This is a genomic window from Gemmatimonadaceae bacterium, assembly GCA_020852815.1.
In the GTDB taxonomy this organism is placed as follows: Bacteria; Gemmatimonadota; Gemmatimonadetes; order Gemmatimonadales; family Gemmatimonadaceae; genus SCN-70-22.
Window position 1 is genome coordinate 175812 of sequence record JADZAN010000001.1, and the last position, 24570, is coordinate 200381.

The 24570-nt window shown below is 68.6% G+C and carries 20 protein-coding genes and 1 other RNA gene; 13 read left to right on the forward strand and 8 right to left on the reverse strand.

All coding sequences use genetic code 11. The features are described 5' to 3' along the window. Positions 1 to 31: 31 nt before the first annotated feature. From truA to IT359_00905, 12 genes are all read left to right on the forward strand, one after another. Complete coding sequence (gene truA, locus IT359_00850; protein ID MCC6927510.1) at positions 32 to 808, forward strand: tRNA pseudouridine(38-40) synthase TruA; 777 nt, start codon at positions 32 to 34, stop codon at positions 806 to 808. Next, entirely contained in the window at positions 805 to 2214 is a 1410-nt protein-coding gene (locus tag IT359_00855; protein MCC6927511.1) for a trypsin-like peptidase domain-containing protein, read from the forward strand. Before truA ends, IT359_00855 begins: the two co-directional genes overlap by 4 nt. Next, the gene (locus IT359_00860; GenBank protein ID MCC6927512.1) at positions 2211 to 3644 is read left to right on the forward strand and encodes an adenylosuccinate lyase; all 1434 of its coding nucleotides are present in this window, start codon (positions 2211 to 2213) and stop codon (positions 3642 to 3644) included. The genes IT359_00855 and IT359_00860 overlap by 4 nt, the downstream gene beginning before the upstream one ends. Next, a complete protein-coding gene (locus IT359_00865) occupies positions 3641 to 4570 on the forward strand; it encodes a phosphoribosylaminoimidazolesuccinocarboxamide synthase (protein ID MCC6927513.1) in 930 nt (309 codons plus the stop codon). The genes IT359_00860 and IT359_00865 overlap by 4 nt, the downstream gene beginning before the upstream one ends. Beyond that, entirely contained in the window at positions 4567 to 5220 is a 654-nt protein-coding gene (locus tag IT359_00870) for a phosphatidylserine decarboxylase family protein (GenBank protein ID MCC6927514.1), read from the forward strand. Before IT359_00865 ends, IT359_00870 begins: the two co-directional genes overlap by 4 nt. A gap of 2 nt (positions 5221 to 5222) precedes the next feature. After that, complete coding sequence (gene pssA / locus IT359_00875; GenBank protein ID MCC6927515.1) at positions 5223 to 6200, forward strand: CDP-diacylglycerol--serine O-phosphatidyltransferase; 978 nt, start codon at positions 5223 to 5225, stop codon at positions 6198 to 6200. Between the two features lie 5 nt (positions 6201 to 6205). Beyond that, the gene (gene purS, locus IT359_00880; GenBank protein MCC6927516.1) at positions 6206 to 6463 is read left to right on the forward strand and encodes a phosphoribosylformylglycinamidine synthase subunit PurS; all 258 of its coding nucleotides are present in this window, start codon (positions 6206 to 6208) and stop codon (positions 6461 to 6463) included. Further along, positions 6460 to 7152: a phosphoribosylformylglycinamidine synthase subunit PurQ gene (gene purQ, locus IT359_00885; GenBank protein MCC6927517.1), complete on the forward strand. Its 693-nt coding sequence runs from the start codon at positions 6460 to 6462 to the stop codon at positions 7150 to 7152. The genes purS and purQ overlap by 4 nt, the downstream gene beginning before the upstream one ends. 44 nt (positions 7153 to 7196) lie before the next feature. Continuing rightward, positions 7197 to 7511, forward strand: coding sequence for a zf-TFIIB domain-containing protein (locus IT359_00890; protein ID MCC6927518.1), 315 nt, complete (start codon positions 7197 to 7199; stop codon positions 7509 to 7511). Next, the gene (gene purL / locus IT359_00895; GenBank protein ID MCC6927519.1) at positions 7511 to 9802 is read left to right on the forward strand and encodes a phosphoribosylformylglycinamidine synthase subunit PurL; all 2292 of its coding nucleotides are present in this window, start codon (positions 7511 to 7513) and stop codon (positions 9800 to 9802) included. The genes IT359_00890 and purL overlap by 1 nt, the downstream gene beginning before the upstream one ends. A 3-nt stretch (positions 9803 to 9805) precedes the next feature. Then, positions 9806 to 11200 carry an amidophosphoribosyltransferase gene (locus IT359_00900; protein MCC6927520.1) on the forward strand — a complete coding sequence of 465 codons (1395 nt, stop codon included), beginning with the start codon at positions 9806 to 9808 and terminating at the stop codon, positions 11198 to 11200. Positions 11201 to 11319: 119 nt separating this feature from the next. Then, a complete protein-coding gene (locus IT359_00905; protein ID MCC6927521.1) occupies positions 11320 to 13980 on the forward strand; it encodes a pyruvate, phosphate dikinase in 2661 nt (886 codons plus the stop codon). 49 nt (positions 13981 to 14029) lie between these two features. On the opposite strand, the gene IT359_00910 is transcribed toward IT359_00905, so the two are convergent. From IT359_00910 to dusB, 5 genes are all read right to left on the reverse strand, one after another. Continuing rightward, complete coding sequence (locus tag IT359_00910) at positions 14030 to 16018, reverse strand: hypothetical protein (protein ID MCC6927522.1); 1989 nt, start codon at positions 16016 to 16018, stop codon at positions 14030 to 14032. A gap of 277 nt (positions 16019 to 16295) precedes the next feature. Beyond that, a complete protein-coding gene (metC, locus tag IT359_00915) occupies positions 16296 to 17471 on the reverse strand; it encodes a cystathionine beta-lyase (GenBank protein ID MCC6927523.1) in 1176 nt (391 codons plus the stop codon). A gap of 84 nt (positions 17472 to 17555) precedes the next feature. Further along, positions 17556 to 17918, reverse strand: a transfer-messenger RNA (tmRNA) gene (ssrA, locus tag IT359_00920). Between the two features lie 406 nt (positions 17919 to 18324). Beyond that, positions 18325 to 19074 carry a nickel pincer cofactor biosynthesis protein LarB gene (gene larB / locus IT359_00925; GenBank protein MCC6927524.1) on the reverse strand — a complete coding sequence of 250 codons (750 nt, stop codon included), beginning with the start codon at positions 19072 to 19074 and terminating at the stop codon, positions 18325 to 18327. A gap of 67 nt (positions 19075 to 19141) precedes the next feature. Next, entirely contained in the window at positions 19142 to 20209 is a 1068-nt protein-coding gene (dusB, locus tag IT359_00930) for a tRNA dihydrouridine synthase DusB (protein ID MCC6927525.1), read from the reverse strand. Positions 20210 to 20391: 182 nt separating this feature from the next. Between dusB and IT359_00935 the strand changes: the two genes are divergently transcribed. Next, the gene (locus tag IT359_00935; protein MCC6927526.1) at positions 20392 to 20844 is read left to right on the forward strand and encodes a PTS sugar transporter subunit IIA; all 453 of its coding nucleotides are present in this window, start codon (positions 20392 to 20394) and stop codon (positions 20842 to 20844) included. Positions 20845 to 21024: 180 nt separating this feature from the next. Here IT359_00935 and IT359_00940 read toward each other — a convergent pair whose 3' ends face one another. The 3 genes from IT359_00940 to guaA form a co-directional block, all read right to left on the reverse strand. Further along, a complete protein-coding gene (locus IT359_00940; protein MCC6927527.1) occupies positions 21025 to 21339 on the reverse strand; it encodes a hypothetical protein in 315 nt (104 codons plus the stop codon). Positions 21340 to 21488: 149 nt separating this feature from the next. Further along, positions 21489 to 22904: an MATE family efflux transporter gene (locus IT359_00945; protein ID MCC6927528.1), complete on the reverse strand. Its 1416-nt coding sequence runs from the start codon at positions 22902 to 22904 to the stop codon at positions 21489 to 21491. A gap of 112 nt (positions 22905 to 23016) precedes the next feature. Beyond that, the gene (guaA, locus tag IT359_00950) at positions 23017 to 24570 is read right to left on the reverse strand and encodes a glutamine-hydrolyzing GMP synthase (GenBank protein MCC6927529.1); all 1554 of its coding nucleotides are present in this window, start codon (positions 24568 to 24570) and stop codon (positions 23017 to 23019) included.

The following is a 24570-nucleotide window of genomic DNA, read 5'->3' on the forward strand; positions in this document are numbered from 1 at the left end:
TTGAAGGGTCACCGGGCTAAGTTTCGCGGCGATGTCGGTGCGCACCCTGCAGCTCGTGCTGCACTATGACGGAACGGCGTTTTCCGGCTGGCAAGTCCAGCCCGAACAGCGCACCGTGCAGGGTGAAGTGGAACGGGTGCTCGCCAGGTTGTGCGGAGAACGAATCGTGGCCCAGGGGGCCGGTCGTACCGACGCGGGCGTCCACGCGCGCGGGCAGGCGGTCGGCGTGCGAGTGCCGGACAAGTGGAGCGCGCCCGAGTTGCGCCGCGCCATGAACGCACTCCTCTCCGACGACGTGTGGGTAGCGGCGGTGCACGAGATGCGCCCCGAGTTCCATGCACGTTACAGCGCCACGGCCCGTCGGTATGCGTACTTTGTCGGCACGGACGAGGAAGCGCGGTCGCCGTTCCGGCGCCGGACCGAGTGGGCGCTGCGACCACCACTCGACCGAGGCGCGCTCGACGCAGCGGCCCGGGACATCGTGGGCGATCACTGCTTCGTTGCCTTCGCCGTCCGAGGAACCGCCCCTGACCACGATCACCATCGCTGCATCGTGACCGACGCTTGCTGGAGCGACCGACAGGGCGGGCTCACCTTTCATGTCGAAGCCAACCGGTTCCTGCATCACATGGTCCGCTTCCTCGTGGCCACGATGATCGACATCGCCACCGGCAAGCGACCGGCGAGCGACCTGCGCATGCTCCTCGCCGACACCAGCAACGATCGCACGTCGCCCCCCGCACCGTCCCACGCCTTGTTCCTCGAGCGGGTCGCGTACCCGCCCGGGCTGTATCTCTCCCCGACATGAGTCTCCGCGACACCCTCGCCGCCCTGGCCATCGCACTCGGCTCGGCCTGCGAAGGAGGCGATAGCGCGTCCACGCGCGCGGCCCTCGCCGCCCCAGCGCAAGTCACCCGCGTCAACGACCAGATCACCGCGTCGCGGCGCACCGCGATCGTCGACGCGGTGGCACGCGTGGCGCCGGCGGTCGTGACGGTCCAGACGGAGACGGTCGAGCGCGTCCCGGTCGACGTCTTCGAGCAGTTCTTCGGCGGGCGGTCCGGGCAGCAGGTGCAACCGGGCCTCGGCTCGGGCTTCATCATTCGCCCCGACGGCATCATCGTCACCAACGCCCACGTCGTCGCCGGCGCCAGCCGCATCTCGGTGATGCTGCGCGACGGCGCCACCTACGCCGGAACGCTCATCGGCGCCGACGAGACCAACGACCTCGCGGTGCTTCGCATCAACGCGCGGAACCTACCCGTTGTCTCGTTAGGCTCCTCGGACCAGCTCCTCATCGGCGAGTGGGCCATCGCCATCGGCAATCCCTTCGGCTTCGTGATCGGCAACAGCGAACCGAGCGTGACCGCGGGCGTCGTGAGCGCCACCGGGCGCAACCTGCTGGGGCGCAGCGACGGCAGCGGCGCATACGTCGGGATGATCCAGACCGACGCCTCGATCAACCCGGGCAACTCCGGCGGCCCGCTGGTCAACGCGGTGGGCGAGGTGATTGGCGTGAACACCTCGATCTACACACCGAGCGGCGGCTCCATCGGCCTCGGCTTCGCCATCCCGATCAACCGCGCGCGCCGCATCGTCGACGACCTCCTCGATCACGGGAGCGTACGCCGCCCCTGGATCGGCGAGAAGCTGCGCACGGGAACCGGTGACAACCCGCGCGACATCGTCACCGCCGGCGTCATCGTGCAGTCGGTGATTCCGGGCTCGCCCGCCGCCAAAGCCGGCTTGCAGCCGGGCGACCAGATCCTGCGCGCGCGTGGCCGGCCGCTGCGCAACGTCTTCGACTGGGAAGCCGAGCGACTCGACATGCGCGTCGGCGAGTCGGTCCCGCTGGTGGTGCGTCGCGGCGGGCGCGAGACCACGATCACCGTGACGGTCGCCGACCTCCCCGACGTCTCGGCGCCGCGCGTGACCGTGTTACGCGAACTCGAACTCGTCTCGCTCACCCCGGCCATCCGCGCCGAGCGCGGACTGCGGAGCGCCAAGGGCGCCCTGGTGGTGCGCTCGAGCGATCGCATCAAGACCGAGATCGGGCTGCAGGAGGGCGACCTCATCGTCCAGATCAACCGCACGTCGATCGAGCAGGCCGCTGATGTCTCGCGCGCCTTCGACAACTACGGCGGGCGCAGCGGACTCCGCCTCGTCTTCGAGCGGCGCGGCTATTTCTACACCACCGACTTCGTGATCCAGTGACCGCGCACGCGCAGTACTCCACACCGCTGGCGGAGCGCTACGCGTCCCGCGACATGCTCGCGCTCTGGTCGCCGCAGCGCCGGTACGGGCTCTGGCGCCGGCTCTGGCTGGCACTCGCCGAGGCCGAGCAGTCGTTAGGCGTGCCGATTCCCGACGAGGCCATCGCGCAGATGCGTGACCACCTCGACGACATCGACTTCGCCGCCGTGGCCGCGTACGAGAAGCGCTTCCGTCACGACGTGATGGCGCATGTGCACGCCTTTGGCGACGCGGCGCCGGCCGCGCGCGGCTTCATCCACTACGGCGCGACGTCGTGCTACGTCACCGATAACGCCGAGTTGATCCTCATGCGCGAGGCACTCGGCCTCCTGCGCGCCAAGGTCGTGGACGCGCTGCGCGAACTGGCCACCTTTGCCCGCGGGTGGCGCGCCGAGCCCACGCTGGGCTATACGCACCTGCAGCCGGCGCAGCTCACCACCGTGGGCAAGCGCGCCACGCTCTGGATGCAGGACCTGGTCCTCGACCTGGCCGACCTCGATCACCGCGTCGCCACCCTCCCCTTCCGCGGCGTGAAGGGGACCACGGGGACGCAGGCGTCGTTCCTCGACATCCTGGGCGGCGACCACGCCAAGGTCCGCGAACTCGACCGCCGCGTCTGCGCCGCGATGGACTTCTCGGCGTCGATCCCCGTGAGCGGGCAGACCTACACGAGGAAGATCGACGCGCAGGTGCTGGGCGTCGTCGGCGGCATCGCCGCCAGCGCGGCCAAGTTCGCCTCCGATCTGCGCATGCTGCAGGCCTTTGGGGAAATCGAGGAGCCGTTCGAGAAGGAGCAGATCGGCTCGTCGGCCATGGCGTACAAGCGCAACCCGATGCGCTGCGAACGCATCAACTCGCTCGCCCGGTTCGTCGCCTCGCTGGAGCCCAACGCCAACCAGACGCACAGCGTCCAGTACTTCGAGCGCACGCTCGACGACTCCGCCAACCGCCGGCTCGTCATCCCCGAGAGCTTCCTCGCCACCGACGCGATCCTCGTGCTGCTGGCCAACGTCGCCGGGGGACTCGAGGTGCATCCGGCGCGCATCGCGGCGCGCGTGCGTGACGAACTCCCGTTCATGGCGACGGAAGCGCTCATCGTGCGCGCGGTGCGCGCCGGGCGCTCGCGCCAGGACGCGCACGAGGTCATTCGCCGTCACTCCATCGCCGCCGCCCGCGCCATGAAGGACGACGGCGTGGCGAACGACATGCTCGACCGCCTGGCAGGCGATGCGGAGTTTGGCGTCGCCCTCGATGACATCCGTGCGGCCCTCGATGCCTCGCGCTTCGTGGGCCGCTCCCCGCAACAGGTCGACGACTTCCTCGCCGAAGTCGTCGATCCCATCCTCGCCGGCGCCGACGCCCCCGTCGCGCGAGAGGAGGTCCGCGTATGATCGGCGCCGTGATCGCCACCACTTCGCTCCCGCTCCCCGCGCATCGCCGCGGCAAGGTGCGTGACGTGTACGAACTGGGCGACGACCGATTGCTGCTCGTCGCCACCGACCGCGTCTCGGCGTTCGACGTCGTCATGCGCGAGACCGTCCCCTTCAAGGGGATCGTCCTCACGCAGCTCACCGCGTGGTGGCTCAAGCAGCTGGAACCGATCGTCCCGCACCACATGCTCGGCACCGCGATCGACCCCCTCGTGGATGAGTACCCCGCGTTAGGCCCGCATCGCGAGGTGTTGCGCGGGCGCGTGATGCTCTCCCGGCGCACCGACGTCTTCCCGGTCGAGTGCGTGATGCGCGGCTTCGTTGCCGGCTCGGCGTGGAAGGAATACCAGCAATCGGGGACGCTGGCTGGCGAGCGCCTCCCGGAGGGGCTCCGCGAGAGTTCGCGCCTCGACCCGCCGATCTTCTCGCCCGCCACAAAGGCCGAGAGCGGGCACGACGAGAACATCACGATACCGCGGATGGCCGAGATCGTCGGCGCCGCGGAAGCGAAGGAACTCGAGCGCCTGTCGCGCGCCATCTACGACTTCGCCTGCCGCACCGCGGAGCCGCGCGGGATCATGATCGCCGACACCAAGTTCGAGTTCGGGCGCGTGGGCGGAGAGACCATCCTCATCGACGAGGTGCTGACGCCCGACAGTTCGCGCTTCTGGCCGGCCGACCAGTATGCGCCGGGTCGCTCGCAGCCTAGTTACGACAAGCAGCCGTTGCGCGACTACCTCGACGCCGAGCGACGCGCCGGCCGCTGGAACGGGAACTCGCCCCCGCCGGACCTCCCCGAGGAGGTCGTGGCCGCGACGAGCGCGCGCTATCTCGACGCCTTCCGCCGCATCACCGGCGCCTCCCTCGACGTGTCCAGCCTCCCGTGAACTTCGCCCGCGAAGGGTATCCCTTCATGCTCATCGCGGCGGCGCTCGCCGTCGCCGGCTATGCCGCCGCGCTGGGGCGTCGCTCCTGGCCGCTCTGGCTCCTCGCCTTCTGTTTCACGATCCTCGCGCTATGGGTGGCGTACTTCTTCCGCGACCCCGAGCGGAGCGGCGATCGCGGCGAGGACCTGGTCATCTCGCCGGCCGACGGACGTGTCGTGATGATCACCGAGGTGGACGAACCCGCCTTCATTCACGGGCGCGCCCTCCGCATCTCGATCTTCATGAATGTCTTCAACGTGCACGTCAACCGCTACCCGGTGGCCGGCACGGTGAAGTTTGTCCACTACAACCCCGGCAAGTTCCTCAACGCGGCCACCGAGAAGTCGTCGCTCGAGAATGAGCAGATGTCGGTGGGGCTCGAGCACCGGGGGATGCGCATCCTCGTGCGCCAGATCGCCGGCCTCATCGCGCGCCGCATCGTCACCTACAGCCGCGTGGGCGAGGACGTGGACCAGGGCGAGCGCATGGGGATCATCCGGTTCGGCTCGCGCGTCGACGTCTTCCTCCCCACGACGGCGGTGCCGGCGGTGCAGGTGGGAGAGACGACCTTTGCCGGGACGACGCTCCTCGCCCGGCTGGGAGGGGGCTGAGCGTGGCACGCCCGCAACCGCGCCGCGCGGTCGTCCTGCTGCCGAACGGGTTCACGCTCGCGAACCTCTTCTTCGGCGTCTTCGCGATCGTCGCCGCCTCGCGCGGCGATTTCTCGCGCGCGGTCTCCTACATCGTCTTCGGCGGCGTGGCCGATGCGCTCGACGGGCGCGTGGCGCGCGCCACCAACACCGGGAGCCGCTTCGGCGAGGAACTCGACTCGCTCGTCGACGCCATCTCGTTCGGCCTCGCGCCCACGATGATCATCTACTTCGCCGTCTTCAACCAGGCGGGGTGGGACTGGATCTTCTGCTTCATGTTCACGATGTGCGCGGTGATCCGCCTCGCGCGCTTCAACGTCGAGCAGGCCGGGCGCAAGAAGACACACTTCCACGGCCTCCCCTCCCCCGCCGCCGGCGGGACGCTCGCCACGTACTACTGGTTCAGCCAGACCGACCTGTACACGCAGACGATGATCGCCGACCTCCCATGGCATCAGATGCTGCGCTTCATCATGCTCGGGCTGTCATTCCTGATGATCAGCAACGTGCAGTACGCCGCGATGCCGACCATCGGCTACCGGAGCGTCCGCCAGGTGCTCGGCTCGCTCCTCGTGATCGGGACGATCGTCGGCGTCATCTTCCTCCCCAAGTCGTTCTTCTTCCCCGCCGCCATGGCGTACGTCCTGTACGGCCTGGTGGCGACCGTCTTCATCGGCCTTCTCGACCGCCTCCCGGGCAACGGCGACGACTACGAGGAGTATGCGGCTGACGGTGATATGAACGATCGCGCGCTCGTCGTCGCCGACGATGAGGCGCGCGACGAGGCGCGCGACGACGGACGCGGCGATGGTCGCCGCCGACGCCGGCGCAGGCGGCCGCGCGGTCCGCGCCCCTCCGGGCCGCCTAACGCCTCCGGAGGCGGCACTGCTCCGGGGACAACCCAGCATGCTCCACCCACCCCTCCCACCTCCGAGGACTGACGGGGATGCCCCGCTATCGTGTAGCTGTTCACATCGTTCCCCGCCGCGGGATCCTCGATCCCCAGGGCAAGGCCGTCGCCGACGCGCTTCACGCCCTCGGCTTCTCCGCCGTCGGCGACGTCCACGTCGGGCGGCACCTCGTCCTCGACGTCGACGCCGACTCGAGCGACCAGGCCGGCGCCGCCGTGCGCAGCATGTGCGACAAGCTCCTGGCCAACCCGGTCACGGAGGACTACGAACTCGCAGGAGTGACCCCCGCGTGAAGTTCGGCATCGTCACCTTCCCCGGCTCCAACTGCGACGAGGACGCCTACGTCGCCGTTGCCGATGCGTTAGGCGAGGAGGCCGTGCGCCTCTGGCACAAGGACCATGACCTCCAGCGCTGCGATGTCATCATCCTGCCCGGCGGCTTCAGCTACGGCGACTACCTGCGCTCCGGCGCCATTGCCCGCTTCTCGCCCATCATGCGCGAGGTGATCGCGCACGCCGAACGCGGTGCGCCGGTCCTCGGCATCTGCAACGGCTTCCAGATCCTCTGCGAGGCGCACCTGCTTCCCGGGGCCCTCCTGCGCAACGCCTCCCTGCAGTTCGTGAGCGAGATGGTGACGCTGCGCGTCGAGAACGCATCCACGCGCTTCACCAACCGCTACCACGACGGACAGCTGCTGCGCATTCCCGTCGCGCACGGCGACGGCCGCTTCACCATCGCCCAGGACGGGCTCACGGCGCTCGAGGATGGCGGACAGGTCGTCTTCCGCTACGCGAACGCTGCCGGCGCCATCGTCCCCGAGGCGAATCCCAATGCATCGCTCGACAACATCGCCGGCATCTTGAGCGCGCGCGGCAACGTGCTCGGCATGATGCCGCATCCCGAGCGCGCCGTGGATGCGCGCCTCGGCAGCCAGGACGGCCTCGCGCTGTTCGAGAGCATGCTCGCCACCGTCGCTGCCTGACGACTCCGCCCTTCGCCCATCCCCCCGACCGCTTCGATACGACCATGGATCATCGCAAGACGCCCTCACCGACGCGCGCCGAAGACGAGTACTTCGTCAAGCAGGACGCCGAGTTGATCAAGGCCGAGCGCGCGCGCCTCGACCAGGAGCGCGCCAGCCGCGAACGCCAGTCGCACTACATGAAGTGCCCCAAGTGCGGCGCTGACCTCCAGGAGACGGACTTCCACCACATCAAGATCGACCGCTGCCCCGAGTGCAAGGGAATCTGGTTCGATCACGGCGAGGTCGAGATGCTCGAGCATGTCGATCAGTCGCAGGTGCGCTCCTTCGTGCGCTCCATGTTCGGGCTCAAGTGGTAATGAGCGCAACACCACGCGCCGGCGACCCGGCCATCACGCCTGCGCTCGTCGCCGAGCACGGGCTCACGCCTGACGAATACGAGCGGCTCGTGCGCCTGTTGGGGCGCACACCGACGTTCACCGAGCTTGGCGTCGTCAGCGCCCTCTGGAACGAGCACTGCTCGTACAAGCATTCCAAGCCGGTGCTGCGCACGCTCCCCACGCAGGCGCCATGGGTGCTGCAGGGGCCGGGGGAGAACGCCGGCGTCATCGCCGTGGGTGACGGTCTCGCCGTCGCGTTCAAGATCGAGTCGCACAACCACCCGTCGGCAGTGGAACCCTACCAGGGGGCAGCGACCGGCGTCGGCGGCATCCTGCGCGACGTCTTCACGATGGGAGCCCGTCCCATCGCGATGCTCAACTCGCTCCGCTTTGGCTCGTTGGACTCGGCGCGCGTGCGGTGGCTCTTTGCCGGCGTCGTCAAGGGCGTGGGCGACTACGGCAACTGCGTGGGCGTGCCAACCGTGGCGGGCGAGGTCGTCTTCGACCCGGCCTATGAGGGGAATCCCCTCGTCAACGCGATGTGCGTCGGCCTCCTGCGCGAAGACGAGTTGATTCGCGCCAAGGCCGAGGGAGTCGGCAACCCGATCATCGCCGTCGGTGCGCGCACCGGGCGCGATGGAATCCATGGCGCCTCGTTCGCGTCGGAAGACCTCACCGAGGCCAGCGAGGCCAAGCGCCCGCGCGTGCAGGTGGGCGATCCCTTCACCGAGAAGCTCCTCCTCGAGGCCTCGCTCGAACTGATCAAGAGCGGGCACATCGTCGCGATCCAGGACATGGGGGCGGCCGGGCTCACCAGCTCCTCCGCCGAGATGGCGGCGCGCGGCGACGTCGGCGTCACCATCGACACCAGCAGGGTCCCGGTGCGCGAAACGCACATGACGCCGTACGAGATCCTCCTCTCCGAATCGCAGGAGCGCATGCTCGTCGTGGCGAAGAAGGGGCACGAGCAGCACGTCAAGGCGATCCTCGAGAAGTGGGACCTGACCGCGGAAGTCATCGGTGAGGTGATCAGCGAGCCGGTGTATCGCGTGACCGAGGGCGAGCATGTCGTCGCCGAGTTTCCCGGGTCGAAGCTGGTGACCGAGTGCCCGGTGTACTACCCGGATTCGCGCGAGAGCGACGCCATCGTGGCGCTACGTTCACGCGATCCCAACGCCGTCACCCCACGCCCGGAGGAAGCGGACGCGGCGTGGACGCTGGTGCAGCTCCTCACGAGCCCAACGATCGCCAGCAAGACGTGGGTCTATCGCCAGTACGACTCCACGGTACGCGCCAGCACGGTGGTCGGCCCCGGTGCGTCCGACGCGGCGGTGGTCCGGCTCCCCGGCACCAACAAGGCGATTGCCGTCAAGACCGACTGCAACGGGCGTTATGTCTACCTCGAGCCGCGCACCGGCGGGCGCGCCGCGGTGGCGGAGGCGGCGCGCAACGTGGCGTGCACCGGCGCCCGCCCGATGGCCATCACCAACTGCCTCAACTTCGGGAATCCCCGCAAGCCCGAGGTGTTCTTCCAGTTCAAGGAAGCCGTCGGCGGCATGGGCGACGCCTGCACCGCGTTAGGCACGCCGGTCACCGGCGGCAACGTCTCGTTCTACAACGAGAGCCCCATCTCGGCCGTCTTCCCGACGCCCACCGTCGGCATGGTGGGACTCATCGAGAACCTCGACTGGGTCACGCGCAGCGCCTTCGTCGGTGAGGGTGACACCATCGTCCTGCTGGGCAACTGCACGGATGAGTTGGGCGCCAGCGAATACCTCTCGCGCATCCACGGGCTCACGATCGGCACTCCGCCGCAGCTTGACCTGGCCGGCGAGAAGCGACTCATCGACGCGCTCCTCGAGGCCATCCGCAGCGGCGCCGTCGCATCGGCGCACGACTGCTCCGACGGAGGGCTCGCGGTCGCCCTCGCCGAGTGCGCGATGATGGAGCGCGACGCAGCCATCGGCGTCGATGTCGACCTCACCGTGTGGGGACAGCTCCGCTCGCGGGCCCTCCTGTTCGGCGAGGCACACGGACGCGTGATCGTCTCCACCTCATCCCCGGAAGCCGTGCTGGCCATCGCACAGCGACATGACGTCCCGTCGCGCGTGATTGGGCGCGTGGGAACGAGGAACGGTGCATTCCGGATACGTTACTCGGATGGCGCGATCGACGTCCCCGTCGCGGCGCTCGCCGACGCGTATCACGACGCGATCCCGCGCATCATGACGCGGGTCGCCTCGGCCACCGCCGACTCGCAGGAGGGCTGAGCGATGTGCGGAATCTTTGGAGTATATGGCGCCGAGCACGCGGCCGAGGTCACGCACCTTGGCCTCTACTCGTTGCAACATCGCGGGCAGGAATCGGCGGGGATCGTTGCCGTCGACGGCGACTCGGTTGCGCGCGGGACGCGCAAGATGGGGCTCGTGGGCGAGGGACTCTCGGCGCGCGAGATGGAATCGCTCGTTGGGCGCATTGCCATCGGTCACACGCGCTACAGCACCGCCGGCTCGTCCACCATCGAGAACGCACAGCCGGTGCTCGCGCGCTTCAAGGGCGGACACATCGCCCTGGCGCATAACGGCAACCTCACCAACGCCGTGGAGGTACGGGCCAAGCTCGAGGACTCGGGCTCGATCTTCGCCTCCACGATGGATTCCGAGGTCATCGTGCATCGCCTGGCGCGCGCGGCGCAGGCGCTCCCCGAGCACATGCTGGCCGAGGCGCTGCGCGGTATCGAGGGGGCCTACTGCCTCGTGGTGATCATCGGGCAGACACTCCTGGCCGCGCGCGATCCGCGCGGTTGGCGTCCGCTCGTGGTCGGGACGCTCAACGGTGGCTACGTCTTCGCGTCGGAGACGTGCGCGCTCGATATCGTCGGGGCGCAGCTCGTGCGCGAGGTGAGGCCGGGCGAGATCATCGCCGTGGATGGTGACGGGCTGCGCTCGTTCCAGGCCGAGCCGCCGCGTCAGCTGCAACGCTGCGTCTTCGAGCACGTCTACTTTGCCCGCCCCGATTCGTACGTCTTTGGCGGGTCCGTCGACCGGGCGCGGCGCGCCCTCGGGCAACGGCTCGCCGAGGAGCAGCCGGCGCCCACCGCCGACCTGGTCTTCGCCGTCCCCGATTCCTCCAACGCCGCGGCGCTCGGCTTCGCCGAACGCTCCGGCCTCCCGCTCGAGCTCGCGCTCATCCGCAACCATTACATCGGGCGCACCTTCATCCAGCCCACGCAGTCCGGGCGCGACCACAAGGTGAAGGTCAAGTTCAACCCGGTGCGCGAGGTCCTGGCCGGGAAGAGTGTGGTGATGGTCGACGACTCCATCGTGCGCGGCACCACCACGCGCGGCCTCGTTGCCCTCGTGCGTGGCGCCGGCGCCCGCGAAGTCCACATGCGCGTCTCTTCCCCGCCGATCATCGGCCCCTGCTACTACGGCATCGATACGCCTAACAAGGAAGAGCTGATCGCCGCGAACCACTCGGTGGACGAGATCGCACGCATGATCGGCGTCGACTCGCTCGGCTACCTCTCGCTCGACGGGATGCTCGCCGCGGTCCCCTGCGGGCCCGAGGGATTCTGCCACGCCTGCTTCTCCGGCGAGTATCCCACGTCCGCCCCGACCAATCCGGTGAAGCTTCGCTACGGCCGTCGCGAACCCGCCGGCGTGTGACACGATGGCCAGAGGGGTAACGAAGTAGCCCCCGCGGGACGCTCTTGGCCGCTCGCCAGGACCGCGTCCCGCACCTCGCATTCTCCCGTCCCCCGTCTCCCGTCCCCCGTCCGCCCTCCATGCCCCACGTCTACTTCTTCGGCAACGGCAAGGCCGACGGCACGCGCGACATGAAGGCCGTGTTAGGCGGCAAGGGGGCCAACCTCGCCGAGATGACCAATCTCGGTGTCCCCGTCCCGCCGGGCTTCACCATCGACTGCGCGACGTGCATGGAGTTCCTTGCAGCCGCGACACGCGCGGCGGGACTCGAGGAGGAAGTGGCGGCCAACCTCACGAAGCTCGAGGCAGCCACCGGCCGCGGGTTCGGCGACGCCCGCAATCCGCTGTTGGTCTCGGTGCGCTCCGGCGCCGCGGTGTCGATGCCGGGAATGATGGAGACGATCCTGAACCTCGGCCTCAACGACCGCACGGTGCAAGGGCTGGCACAGCAGTCGGGGAATCCGCGATTCGCCTTCGACTCGTATCGCCGCTTCCTGCAGATGTACGGCGACGTGGTGCTGGGCGTCCCCGCGCACGACTTCGAGCACCTGCTCAAGGCCAAGCGCCTCATGAGTGGCGCGGCGTCGGATGCGGAGCTGGACGAAGGCGCGTTGCGCAACCTCGTCGAGGAGTACAAGTCGCTCATTCGCAACACCACCGGGCGCGACTTCCCGATGGACGTGCAGGCGCAACTGTGGGGGGCCATCGAGGCTGTCTGGAAGTCATGGACGCTCAAGAAGGCGGTTGACTACCGCAAGGTGAACGGCATCGCGGAGGACGCCGGCACCGCCGTGAACGTCGTCGCCATGGTCTACGGCAACATGGGCGACGACTCGGGTACCGGCGTGGCATTCACGCGCGACCCGTCGACGGGCGAGCGCACGTTCTACGGCGAGTGCCTCATCAATGCGCAAGGCGAGGACGTCGTGGCCGGCATCCGCACGCCGCTCCACATCGGCGAGCTGGCCACGCGCCTCCCCGAGGCCTACGCCGACCTCCTGCGCGTGCAGGAGTTGCTGGAGCGGCACTTTCGCGACATGCAGGACCTCGAGTTCACGGTGGAGCGCGGCACGCTCTACCTGCTGCAGACGCGCACCGGGAAGCGCACCGCGGCCGCCGCCATCCGCATTGCCGGCGAGATGGTGGATGAAGGGCTCATTGCCCATGCGGAGGCGATCCAGCGCGTCAATGCGGCGCAGCTCGACCAGCTGTTGCACCCGGTGATCGATCCATCGGCGCACGCGCGCCCCATCGCCGTGGGGCTCCCCGCCAGCCCGGGCGCCGCCGCCGGCATTGCCGTGTTTGACCCCGATGTCGCGGAACAGAAGGCGGCCAGCGGACAGGGCGTGATCCTCGTGCGCGACGAGACCACACCGGAGGACTTCCACGGCATCGTCGCCGCCCGGGCGGTGCTCACGTCACGCGGCGGGATGACGTCGCACGCCGCCGTCGTGGCCCGCGGGATGGGCAAGTGCGCGGTCGTCGGCTGCAAGGACGTCGTGGTCGACGTGCGCAACCGACAGTTCACCGTCGAGGGGCGCACCGTGAGCGAGGGGGAGTGGATCACGCTCGACGGCGGCACGGGGCGCGTGTTCGCCGGCGACCTCCCCACCATCCCCTCCGAGGTGGTGCGCGTCATCTCGGGGCAGGTCCCGGCGGCGACCGCCCCGCTCTACCAGGCGTTCTCGCGCGTCCTCGACTGGGCCGACGAGGCGCGCCGCCTTCGCGTGCGCGCCAACGCCGATACGCCGCGCGACGCCCGCATCGCGCGCGGCTTTGGCGCCGAGGGGATCGGGCTCTGTCGCACCGAGCACATGTTCTTCGAGGGCGATCGCATCCAGGCGATGCGCGAGATGATCGTCGCCCGCGATGAGGGGGGACGCCGCCGCGCGCTGTCCAAGCTCCTCCCCATGCAGCGGTCCGACTTCGAGGCGATCTTCGAGGCGATGAACGGCTACCCCGTCAACATCCGCCTCCTCGACCCGCCGCTGCACGAGTTCCTCCCGCACGGTGGCGAGGAGAGCAAGCTGCTGGCGCGACAGCTCAAGCTCACGCGCCAGGAACTGATGCATATCGTCGACGGGCTGCGCGAGAGCAACCCGATGCTCGGGCATCGCGGGTGCCGGCTCGGCATCACCTATCCCGAGATCACCGAAATGCAGGGGCGTGCCATTTTCGAGGCGGCGGTGCGCGCCAAGCGGCGTGGCATCGACGTCCACGTGGAGATCATGATCCCGCTCGTCGCCACGGTGAAGGAGTTCGAGAACCAGCGCGCCCTGCTCGAGGAATGCCACGCACAGGTGGTGCGCGCCATGGGCGAGAGCCTCGACTACCAGATCGGCACGATGATCGAGCTGCCCCGTGCGGCGCTCACCGCGGGCGAGATCGCCGCCTCGGCGGAGTTTTTCTCCTTTGGGACAAACGACCTGACGCAGACCACGCTGGGCCTCAGTCGCGACGACGCCGGGCGCTTCCTCCCTCACTATGTGGAGCGCGGCATCCTTCCCGACGATCCGTTCCAGACGCTCGACGTGACTGGCGTGGGCAAGCTGATCCAGATGGCGGTACGCGACGGTCGCGCAACGCGCGCCACGCTCAAGACGGGAATCTGCGGCGAGCATGGCGGCGAGCCGCGCTCGGTCGGTTTCTGTCACCGCGCGGGGCTCGACTACGTTTCCTGCTCGCCCTTCCGCGTCCCCATCGCCAGACTCGCCGCCGCCCAGGCCGCGCTTTCATCCTGAGTCGCGGGGCGCACGCCGGCAGCACCTGCACGAACGGTCGCACCGCGCCTCAGCGGTGCTGCGGCGTTGCCCTGCGCAGGGCGTCGAGCGTTCGCCGGAACGCTGCTTCGCCATCCGACAGCTGCACCGCGCGCTCGGACTCGGCGATGGCCTCCGCCAGGCGCTGTTGGCGCGCCAGCGACTGCGCCAGCGCGTCGTGCAGCCCGGGCACGTCAGGCACTCGCGCGATGGCGTCGCGCAACGCCGCCTCGCCGTCACGCTCGCGCCCCTGCAGGCTCAGGACCCCCGCCAGGTTGAGGACGGCATCGAGCTGACGCGGCCACTGGCGCGCCGCCGCGCCGAACTCCGCAAGCGCCGAGCTCGTATCGCCGCGCGCCAGGAAGAAGACGCCTAACGCCACGCGATGGTCGGCACGGTCAGCGTTGTAGCGCTGGCTGGCGACAAACTCGGCGGCCGCCCGCTCGAACGCGCGGCGCGCGGGCGCGTCGGCGATCCGCCCCGCCAGCCGCGCGAGGTGCCACGCTGCGCGCTGGCGCACCGCGCGCACCGAGTCGGACAGCGCCGGCGTCAGCAGCTGCAACCTGAGGCCGTCGGGCGCGCCACCGATCGCCTCCACCGCCCACCGCCGCACGAGCGGCTCCCGGTCGCGGAGCGCCCGAGCCGCTGCGACAAGCACCGCCGAGTCGCCCGTGTTGGCCAAGCGGGCAAACGCGGACGCGCGCGCCACCGCACTCTCCCCCTGGTCGTTCGCCACCGCCAGCAATCGCGCCACGCCATCCACCACGCCGCGCTCCGCCGCCGCGAACGACTCGGCAAACGGTTGATTGCCGGTCGCACCACGACCACGCCAGTTGGCGACGGCGCTCGCGGCCCACGTCGCGGGCTTGTCGGCATGGCACGTCGCGCAGGCGTTCGGCACCCCCAGGGCCACCGTGCGATCGGGACGCGGGATGCGAATGGAGTGGTCGTGCCGCCCATCGATCTCGAGGTACGTGGTCACCGGCATGTGGCACGCGGCGCAGTCACTCCCCTCACCGCTGCGCGCGTGGCCATGGTGCGCCGTCGTGTCGTATCGCGCCGCGGCGTGGCACTGGAGGCACACCTGCCGCCCAGGTGCGCGCAGCTTCTGCGAGTGCGGCTCGTGACAATCGGCACAGGTGACGCCGGCCGCGAACATGCGGCTCTGCAGGAACGATCCGTGATCGTACACTTCGTCGCGCTGCTGCCCGTCGGCGAAGTACAACCCCGGGACGAGGACTTCCGGGTCGTAGTAGTCGAGCAGCGCCTTCCCCGCCACCCACCCATCCGCCATGTGCACGCGCCGAGCATGGCACGGAGCGCACGTCTCGATCTCGACGCTCGTGCGGCGCGCCACGCTGCGAACTGGTAGTCCGTTTCGCGGATCGACGCGCCATTGCACCCCCGCGCGCTCCCGCAACCGCACCGCGAGCCCCTTGTCGCGACGCAGCGTCGCGCGCAGCCATGCCGGCCATTTCCCCCATGCCACGTGCGCCGCGCCCGGACCGTGACACGACTCGCACCCTACCCCAGGCTCGACAAAGGCAGTGGCGAAGGTGTCGCGGTCCGCTGCATAACGCTTGCGCACCGCCGTCGCGTGGCAGTCGGCGCACATGTAGTTCCAGTTGAGTCCGCGCCCGCTCCAATGCCCGTCGTCCTCCGCGCCCAAAGGCGCCACGTGATCGAGCGTGAACCACCGGGCCCCTCCCTGCGCCGCCGGCCGAGTGTCCCACGCCAGCGGCAGCGGCTGCAATCGCCCGCCCGGAAAGGGGACGAGGTACTGCTGCAGCGGATGGACGCCGAACGTGTACACCACCTCGTAGTCGTGCAGCGCGCCATCCGGGCCAATGGTGTTCACGAAGAACCGCTCGCCGCGCCGGAAGAAGCGCGACGTCGTGCCATCCTCGGTGAACGCCTGGTCGCGGAAGTCGCCGAGCACGGTCGACTCGTTGGCGGGCTGCATGGCGGCCGCGTGCTGCGAGCCACGCCAGCCATCGTACGCCTCACGATGGCATCCCATGCAGCTGGCGGACCCCACGAACCCCTCACCCGATAGCGGCGACGGTCGCGCCGCGACGTTGGACGCTTGAGGCGGGCGCTCATCACTACATCCAGAGAGCGCCAGCGCGAGGGCGACGGCGAATGCAAGCGTCGCACGCTGGCCACGCGCGGGCCACAGCAGGATGTGATGACGGCGAATGGCGAGCTTCCCCGAGTGAGTGAGGCGATTCTACCCCGGAACCCCTCGCCGTGTCACGCCTTCGAGCGTTCCATCTGAGTCTGACGCGATGACCAGGCTACTCGAGCGCCTTCGCCAACGCTTCAATGAGTCGCTCGACCGGCTCCAGCCCGATGTGCAGGCGGAGCAGCGTCCCGCCCGTCCAGGACCGGACGCTTCGCTCCATGTGCGAGCCGCCATTGGGGAGCACCCCCGGCATCACCAGCGACTCGTATCCCCCCCACGAGTAGCCAAGCCCGAACATCCCCGAATCAGAGAGCGCGTCGGCTACGCGCGCCGCCATCTCGGGATCGGCCGGCGTGCCATCGGCGGACAGCAACTCGAACGAGAGGAGCCCGTTGCTCCCCGAGAAGTCACGCAACCAGAGCTCGTGCCCAGGCGAACCCGGAAGCGCTGGGTGCAGCACGCGCCCCGCGCGCGGATGCGTGGTGAGGAACTGCGCCACCGCGAGCGCCGATGCCGCATGACGCTCCAGCCGCACGTCGACCGATCGCGCCCCGCGGAGCGCCAGCGCGGCATCGTCTCCTTGCGCGCACGAGCCAATGTCCCAGGCGCAAGAGCGCACCAGCTTCCACGCCCGCTCGTTCCCGACCACCGCACCCAGGACGAAGTCCGCGTGCCCTCCCCAGTACTTGGTGAGCGGAATGACGGACACGTCCACGCCCAGGGCCAGCGGGGTGAAGAGCCCCGGCGAGCCCCAGGCATTGTCGATGATCGTGTAGACGTTCTCGCCGCGCGTGAGCTCGGCGCGCCGCGCCTCGGCGACGATGGCCGGGACGTCCTGCACGTCGAACGTGAAGCTCCCTGGACTCTCCATGAAGATCGCACGCGTGTTGGGGCGGATCTTCGAGGCTATGCCGCTCCCGACCGTCGGGTCGTAGTACTCGCTCTCCACGCCGAACCGGCGCAGCATCCCGTCGCAGAGACCGCGCGTGGGACCGTAGACCGTGTCGACCATCAGAAGATGGTCGCCGGCGCGCAGCACCGAGAGGAGCGCGAGCGCGACCGCGCCCAGCCCCGAGGGCGCGAATACCGCACCGGCCCCGCCTTCACGTTGGGCGATCAGGTCTGCGAGCGCACGCGTCGTCGGGGTTCCGAAGGTTGCGTAGATCGTCCCGTCTGCGCCGCTGAAGAGCGCCGATTGCGACTGGAGGAGGTGCGCCGTGCTGTCGAACAGGACCGTGGAGGTCCGGTGAACCGGGGGATTGGGAGTCTGGAACCGCCCGTTGTTCATGGCGCGCCGAGCCTGAAGGTGGAGGAGTGGCCGGAAGCTATGTGGAAAATGGAAAACCCCAATCGCGAACGATTGGGGTTTTCCGAGTGGAGGCGCGGGGAGTCGAACCCCGGTCCGAGATAAGATCTACCACAGCGTCTACGTGCGTAGCTCACCGATTGGGGTCTGCAGCCACTGGCCGGTGAGCGGCCCATTGCTGCACAAGCCTCCTATGGATTTCGCCCGGCGCCAAGAGGCGCGACGCCGGACTATCCCGATATTGCGATACTCCGGACGCCGCCTCGGGCAGGCTTCATCAGGAGCAACGCCAGCAGCAACTCCTAGGAGTTACGCGGCGAGGGCCAGTTCAGTGTTGGCAGTTGTGATTTTGCCGAGTGTTTAGCCAGCGCTCAGCAGCTGGGCACGCAGCCACAGCGTCACCGACCCCGTCGAATCCAGGTCGCCCCCGTGGACTACGAGCCGAAACCTATCGCGGTTGTGGGCCAGCGTCAACGAGCTTTCAACATTTCACGTGAAGTGAGAATCGCAAGGTGGTGTGTTGCAGAGCATTACGGCACGTGATCCGCGAGAGTCTTCGGGGAGGGATGACGTCGAACGCCAAGGTACGAGACACGCGCAGGGCAATGAAGCTCGGCACCGGCGCCAACGCGGGCGCGCCCCCTTCGCCGACGAAGCGCAGGAGACCTCGCCAGCGGCTTCGAACTTCGCAATCCTGCCGCTCGATTGAAGACCAGAAGAGACTTAGGAGATTCCGGCCAAATCGCCAGTTCTCCACGCATCGAGCATCAAACCGGCCTCATGCCTAATCGAGCAAAGCATCTCGATGTCCGTCACGTGGAAAACCATGCCCGGCTCAACCGTGCGCTATTCTGCTCGCCGCGACCGCTGCGCCAAACCCGTTGTCGATGTTCACAACGGTTACGCCGGCCGCGCAGGAATTGAGCGCCGTCAGCAGCGGCGCCACGCCGGAGAACGCCGCCCCGTACCCGACGCTCGTCGGGATCGCAATCACCGGTGCCTTCACCAAGCCACCGACCACCGACGGAAGCGCCCCGTCCATTCCCGCCACGACGATCACCACGCGGGCCTCCCGCAGCTCCTCGCCGCGCGCGAGCAAACGGTGGATCCCGGCCACTCCCACGTCCGTGAGCCGAGCGACGGTGTTGCCCAGGGCCAGCGCCGTCTCCGCAGCCTCGTCGGCAACCGGTAGGTCGCTCGTTCCCGCCGTCACGATGAGGATGGTGCCGCTCCCGAGCGGAGGCGGGACCTGCCCAGCGAGGCGAACGGTGCGCGCCGTGTCATGCACGATGGCGTCGGGAAAACGTGCCCGCAGCGCGCCGCGTGCGCCTTCATCGGCCCTCGTCACAAGGAAGCCGTCTCCCATGGCCGCCAGTCGCTCGGCGATGGTGACGATCTGATCGGGCGTCTTCCCGCTCCCGAACACGACCTCCGGATACCCCTGTCGGAGCGACCGGTGATGGTCGATCGTGGCGAAGGGGAGCGTCTCGTACGGCGCCAGCGCCATCCGCTCCAGCGCGGCCTCCGGCGCCAACTCTCCCGCCGCGACCCGCCCGAGCAGGTCGAGAATGCGATGAGCACTCACGTCTGACTGATCCGATGTAGGTAGTGCGCCTCCCCACCCCCCCACCCCCCCCGCCGCCGGTACCGCCCTATGCGGCTTCGCGCGATCCGCCGCTGACGCCGTCCGTCTCATCGCCTGGTGGTCCGGACGCCTCATCGCCACCGACGCAGTCGGGCAGCGAGCAATCGCGTTCGCGCAGGTAGTCGCCGAAAATCCCTTCGACCTCGTCGAAGGAGTTCACCTGGTGGAGGCGCTTGCGCAGCTCCGCAGAGTTGGGCAGCCCCTTCACGTACCAGCCAAGGTGCTTGCGGAACTCGAGCGCTGCCCCTTGAGGATCTGCTTCATATGCCTGCACCATCTTCGCGTGCTGCAACGCGATAGCGAATCGCTCCTCGACCGCTGGCGCAGCCGGCATCTCGCGCCCATCGAGGAGCGCGCGAGCCTGACCAAAGATCCACGGCTGCCCAAACGACCCGCGCGCGATCATCACGCCGTCGCACCCGGTCTCCTGCTGCATGCGCAGTGCATCGTGCGCGGTCTTGATGTCGCCGTTGCCGATGACCGGGATCTCGACCGCCTCCTTGACGCGCGCGATCTCGTCCCAGTTCGCCGCCCCCGTGTACATCTGGGTGCGGGTCCGGGGGTGTAGCGCGACGACGGTCGCCCCAGCCCCCTGGCAGGCGAGGGCGATTCTGACAGGGTCGCGCATCTCCTCACTCCACCCCGAGCGAATCTTCACCGTGACTGGGAGGTGTGTCCCCGCAATCACCGCGCGGATGACCCTCTGGACGAGGTCGAGATCCTTGAGGCAGCCGGAGCCGCCGTTGCGCCGCACGACCTTCTTGACCGGGCAGCCGAAGTTGATGTCGATGTACTCGGGCTGGAAGACGTCGGTAACGAGCGCCGCCGCCTCTCGCATGGCCTCGGGATCGGCGCCAAAGATCTGCACTCCTATGGTGCGCTCGTCCGCGCCGAAGCGAAGCTTCGAGATCGTCGCCCGGTTCTCGCGCCGGATTCCCTCAGCGGAAAGGAACTCGGTCACGACCACGTCGGCCCCGTGCCGCCGGCACAGGCGGCGGAACGGCGACTCCGAAACCCCCGCCATGGGGGCGAGGAAGAGCGGGACGTCGTGGGAGACGGGAAACGGGAAGCGCATGGGGGTGAAGCTAACGGCGCCCGAAAGGTGATTCAACGTGAAGCTTTGACACGACTTGCGGCGCCCGATAACTTGCGCGGTCTTCCGCCGCTCGCAGGTGCGCGACGAGTCGCGCCGCTCGGGCGACGTGTCCCGCCCACGAGGCGGTGGCACTTCTGGCACGTGGACGATCTGAGGGTTCGATGGAGCTGCGCGAGTTCTTCTCCGAAGATGCGATCAAGCTGGATCTCGAAGGGACCACCAAGGACGAGATCCTCAAGGAGCTGATCGCGCTCCTCCGCCTCGACGAGAAGTCCGACGCCATGCTTTTCAAGATGCTGAAGCGTCGCGAGAACCTGGGATCGACGGGGATAGGTCGCAGCATTGCCATCCCGCACTGCCGGTCGCTGGTCGTGAACAAACTCCGCGTCGCCTTCGGACGGAAGTCGAGCGGCCTGGACTTCAAGGCGATCGACGAGAAGCCGGTGAAGTTCTTCTTTCTCATCGTCGCCCCTCCGCTCGAGGTCTCCAACCAGTACCTCCCGGTGCTGGGCAAGATCGCCCAGTTCAGCAAGGAGTCCGACGTCCCCGACCGACTGCTCGCGATCGCGACGCCGGCCGAGTTCATGGCGCTGCTGGAGGAGAAGGGCGTCTAGCGCTACGCCGACGCGTTGAGTGAGACGCACGAGGGGCGACCGTTCGGTCGCCCCTTTCTCGTTCCCGCATCTTTCAACGATTCGCCGAGAGTGTCGGGTCCTCGCGAACGAGCGCTTTCGCGCGCCACAACCTCGCGACGCCAGCGCGTCTCCGCCTCGCGACGCCAGCGCGTCTCCGCCTCACGTCGCCAGCGCGTCTCCTTCCGTTGCCGCGACCGTCGGACCGCCGGCCGATGCCTGGCGCGGATCGGCGACCTCGCCCATGAGGGTGCGGCGGATGATGAAGAAGATGAGTCCGACCACGCCTCCCACGCGTCCGCAGGCCCAGCACACTCCCCATACCAGCGGGAGCGAGATGCGCGAGCCACCCGGCAGGTCCGCCGTGGCCACCAGCTCGCCCGGGAGGAAGGTGATGACGCCCAGAAACGACGCGGTGAGCGCGCCGACGAGCATGAACTTCGCGCCACGCAGCGCCAGCCGTATGGTCGGATTCATGCCAAACGATACAGCCGATTCCGTCACCAGTCGAGTGGTTGCGCGACATTTCGCAAGCGGGGTGAGCCTGAAGAATTGTCCGGCACTCGCGCCGCCTTCCGCTCCGGCGCGCGCTTGGTGTCCACGCGCGCGACGCCCACCGATCGTCCTTACTCGTTCGCCGTGAGGGCGTTCTCGGGGGCCTCGCTCTCGACGCGGATGCGTGTGAGGGCGCGACCCAGGTGCGTGTGGACGCGCCACCCCAGGGCGCAGGCGGCGACCACGAGGGCAGCCACCAACCCCCACCACATCCCCGCGGCACCCCACTGAGCGCCGAAGCAGAGCCATGCGCCCAGCGGAAGCCCCACGACCGCGTACGCCAGGACGTTGAGCAGCATCGGGACGCGCGTGTCCCCTGCCCCGCGCAGGATGCCGCTGGAAACGCCCTGCACCCCGTCGAAGAGCTGAAAGATCCCGGCGATGGGGATGAGCGTCGCCGCGACGCCGATGACAGCGGCGTCGGTGGTGAAGGCGCGCGCCAGCGGGAAGGGAAAGGTGACGAGAATGACCGCGGCGCAGGCCATGAAGCCGACGCCGCACGCCAAGGCCGCGCTGGCCTCACGTCGCGCCCCGTCCATGTCGCCGCGCCCGATGGCGCGCCCCACGAGGACGGCGGCGGCAGCGTTGATGCCTAACGGGACCATATAAGTGAGGGCCGCCAGGTTGATGGTGATCTCGTGCCCCGCGAGCGGCACCGTTCCCAGCATCCCGATGAGGGCGAGCGCGCCGCCAAAGGCGACCACCTCGAAGAACTGATGAACGCCGATGGGAAGCCCGACGCGCAGCATGCGAGCGATGGGAACCCACCGGCGCGACTCCACGCGCCACGGGCGCACCGCGTGCCGTAACGAGGGCCACCCCAGCACGACGAGCGTCGCGGTCATCACGAAGCGACCGATGGTGGTCGAGATCGCCGACCCTTCGGCGCCTAACGGGGGAACACCCAGGTGCCCGAAGATGAAGATCCAGTTGAGCACCACGTTCACGACGTTGCCGACGATCACCGCCACGACCACGGGACGCGTGACGTGATGCGCCTGGAGGCTCTGTCGAATGGCGACGAAGATGAAGTACGGAAAGGTGGAGACGACCTGGAGGCGCACCCAGCGCGCCGCCAGCGGGATGACCTCTGGCGGCTGGCGCAGCACGCGCAGGAGCCACTCCGTGGGGAGGAGGCACAGGGAAGCGAAGACGGCGACGCCGAGCGCAAGCAGGAGCCCGCGCTGCACGCCTAACGCCACCTCACTGTTGGCGCCGGCGCCCACCGCCTGCGAGACGACGGGATCGATCGCCATGATCACGCCGGCGCCGAACAGGGCCACGGTGATCCACCAGAAGTTGCCCAGGGCCACGGCGGCGAGGTCGACGGCCGAGACGCGCCCCACCATCGCCGCATCGACCGTCCCCATGAAGTTGAGCCCGACCTGCACGAAGACGATCGGCAGCGCGAGGCGCGCCACATCGCGGAGCTCGCGACGCGTGGGAATGCGCAACGCCCCCCCACGCACGCCAATGTCCGCCGTCACGTGCAATCGCACAGCGGCGCGACGCGTCGCCGCACCGCACGAGACGCAGCAGGGCGCCGTTCCGGCGCCCCGCGACACTCCCATCTCCCGTCCCCCGTCTCCCGTCCCGCCCCTACTCCCATTCGATCGTCGCCGGTGGCTTCGAGCTCACGTCGTACACCACGCGATTGACCCCCTTCACCTCGTTGATGATGCGAGACGAGATGCGCGCCAACACATCGTACGGGAACGGATACCAGTCGGCGGTCATCCCGTCGGTGCTGGTGACGGCGCGCAGCGCGACCACGTTCTCGTACGTGCGATAGTCCCCCATCACGCCCACGGAGCGCACGGGAAGGAGGACGGCGAACGCCTGCCAGATGTCGTTGTACAATCCGGCGGCGCGAATCTCCTCGAGATAGACGGCATCGGCCTTCTGCAGCACGGTGACCTTCTCCGCACTCACATCGCCGAGGATCCTGATGGCCAGTCCGGGCCCCGGGAACGGGTGACGCCCGACCATCTCCTCGGGGAGCCCGAGCTCGCGCCCCACGTTGCGCACCTCGTCCTTGAAGAGTTCGCGCAGCGGCTCGATGAGCTTGAACTTCATGTCGGGCTTGAGCCCGCCGACATTGTGATGCGTCTTGATGGTGGCGCTGGGGCCGCCCTTGGCGCTCACGCTCTCGATCACGTCGGGGTACAGCGTTCCCTGCACGAGGAATTCGGCGTCCTTCCCCGCCTCGGCGGCGGCGTCCTCGAAGACGTCGATGAACGTGTGGCCGATGATCTTCCGTTTCTTCTCCGGCTCTCCCTCATTAGCCAGCGCGGAGAGGAAGCGTTCCTCGGCGCGGACGGTGACGAGCTTGATCCCGAGGTGGGCGCGAAACGTCCGCTCCACCTGCTCGCGCTCGTGCAGGCGCAGAAGCCCGGTATCGACGAAGATGCAGGTGAGCTGGTCGCCGATGGCCTTGTGCACGAGCGCCGCCGCCACTGAGGAATCCACGCCTCCCGAGAGGCCGCAGATGACGTGCTTGTCGCCGACCAGCTCGCGAATCCTGGCGACTTCGTCCTCGATGAAGTGCCCGGGGGTCCACCCCGGTTCGCACTTGCAGATCTCGAAGAGGAAGTTGGCGATGATGTCCGGTCCACGCACGGTGTGATGCACTTCTGCGTGGAACTGAATGGCATGGATCGGCTTTGACTCGTGGCGCATGGCCACGACGGGGTTGTCGGCGCTGGCGGCGGTCAGGACGTAACCCGGGGGGACGACGTCGACGTGGTCGCCGTGCGACATCCAGACCTGCGACCGTTCGTCCGGGTCGAAGCCGGCGAACATCCCGGCATTCTCCTTCACGGCGATCTCGGCGCGCCCGTACTCGCGCCGGCCGCCGCCCGTGACTACCCCGCCAGCCGCAACGGCAATCCATTGCATGCCGTAGCACACGCCGAGCACTGGCGCGACGTCGAGGATGGCGGGATCGAATGTCGGCGCGCCGTCATCGCTCACCGACGACGGGCCGCCGGAGAGGATGATCCCCGTGGGGGCCCACTCGCGGATCCACTCCAGCGAACGGGTGGGTGGATGGATCTCGGAGAAGACACGCGCTTCGCGCACGCGGCGCGCGATGAGCTGCGTGAACTGCGACCCGCAGTCGAGGATGAGGATGCGGCTTCCGGTATGCGGCAG